We start from the raw sequence: 2,239 nt of genomic DNA, 5'->3' as shown, positions 1-2,239 counted from the left end.
TCGGACCTCCGTTTCACGATGGCGACTTTTATAAAATGTTGGAAGCAGCCATTGTGATCGCAGCTGAAAACAATGACAAGGCTCTGAACCAAAAGATCGATTCTATCATTACGGTGATTGGTATGACGCAACGTGCCGATGGGTACATTCATACGCCGGTGATGATTGAGGAGCGGGAGCACCCTGAGAAAAAAGCAGAGTTTGCCGAGCGAATGGACTTCGAGACCTACAACATGGGGCACTTGATGACAGCTGCCTGTGTGCATTATCGCCTGACAGGAAAAAGAAACTTGCTGGACATTGCTATAAAAGCAACCGATTTTCTTTACAACTATTATAAGAATCATGCGCATGAGTTAGCGCAGAATGCCATTTGCCCTTCACATTATATGGGCGTTACCGAAATGTACCGCACGCTGGGTGACCCACGTTACCTGGAGCTGGCAAAAGGTCTGATTGATATTCGTGACCAGGTAGAACATGGGCACGATCATAATCAGGATCGCATTCCTTTCCGCGAGCAAACCAAGGCGGTGGGCCATGCCGTACGCGCCAACTATCTGTATGCCGGTGCTGCCGATGTATATGCCGAAACAGGCGACCAATCGTTGATGACTGCATTGGATTCCATCTGGCATGATTTGGTTGAAAACAAGCTATATATCACAGGTGCATGTGGTGCCTTGTACGATGGGGTTTCGCCAAACGGCACGACCTACGATCAAGCTTCGATTCAGCAGGTGCATCAGGCTTACGGAGAGGATTACGAGTTGCCCAACCTGACTGCTCATAATGAGTCGTGCGCCAATATTGGCAACTTGCTTTGGAACTGGCGAATGCTGCAGGTTACTGCCGATGCCAAATATGCCGATGTGATGGAACGAGTCATGTATAACAGCTTGCTGGGGGCGGTAAGCCTCGATGGTATTCGTCATTTCTATGCTAACCCTTTGGCGGTGGCCGACCAGGTTTCGCACAAGCTTCGTTGGTCCAAAGATCGTGAGCCGTATATCACCTACTGCAACTGTTGTCCTCCGAATACAGCTCGTACGGTTGCCGAAATCAGTAATTACATGTACAGCTTGTCGAAAGATGGTTTGTTTGTGAATTTCTATGGTGGAAATGATTTGAATACAACGATGGAAGACGGGGACGCCCTTCAACTGAGCCAGCAAACAGATTATCCCTGGGATGGAGCGGTTGCTTTGACTGTGCAAAAAACATTGAAAAAAGATATGACCGTTCACCTGCGTATTCCGGCCTGGTGTAAGGGCGCAGAATTAAAGGTGAATGGAGAACCGGTAGCAACCGACGCTCAACCTGGAACTTATGTGGCTGTTACGCGCAAATGGAAAAAGGGCGATCAAATCAGTTTGAATATGCCCATGCCGGTGCAGCTGATGGAGACTAACCCGATGGTGGAAGCCAACCGGGGATTGGTAGCTGTGCAGCGCGGACCCGTAGTGTATTGCGTGGAAACAGCTGATTTACCGAAAGGCGTTGATGTGTTTAATGTTGCTGTTGATGCGGCGAAAGAGCTAAAACCGGAGCCGATTGAAATTGATGGTGCAAAAATGATTGGCCTGAAAGGTGAAGGCGTTTTATTGACCGACACCAGCTGGAAAAACAAATTGTACCAGCCCGTGAACCTGGAAGAAAAAGAAATGCGGATTCCACTCAAATTTGTTCCTTATTACGCCTGGGATAACCGGGGAAAAGGGGAGATGAGTGTCTGGATTCCGGTAAAGAGATAGTTAGTTTTTGTTTATTTGATTGATAATTGATTGTTTGTAGAGCTTTGGCTGAAACTTGTTTCGGTCAAAGCTTCTTTTTTTCCTGAAAGTCGCTTTGGAGTTCCAAGTTCCAAGTTTCAAGTTTCAAGTTTCGAGTTGCGGCTATAGGTACCCTTGCGGAAGCCAGGGGCTGCTGCTTGTTACTGGTTACTGGTTACTGGTTGTTTCTTACTACTTGTTGCTCGTTACTCTTCTCTCAATCGCTAATCGGCAATCAATAATCGTTTTTCAAGTTTCGAGTTTCGAGACAACCCGACAACTTCAGATAACAAGGACAACAAGGACAACCTGATGCTCGGGGAATCTTTTACTCCCGTCATTGGCGGTAATCTTCGGAATCAGGTATGCTTTTTAGATCTGAGCATTTGTCCAAGTGCCACCAATAGAACCTGGATGCGGTTTGGACATTTGCTTAGGTGCCACCAATAGAGCATTGATATGGTTTG

General features: G+C 47.0%; 1 protein-coding gene. It reads left to right on the top strand.

The window, feature by feature from the left end:
- Positions 1-1,754, top strand: a 1,754-nt coding sequence (locus tag AC37HE_RS12720) for an aceric acid hydrolase (protein WP_500783223.1), incomplete at its 5' end; no start/stop codon positions are given.
- Positions 1,755-2,239 lie beyond the last annotated feature (485 nt).

This window comes from Mangrovibacterium sp., from assembly GCF_059905295.1.
The sequence above is the reverse complement of the archived record's forward strand: the minus strand, read 5'-3'. Positions and strand labels throughout refer to the sequence as shown.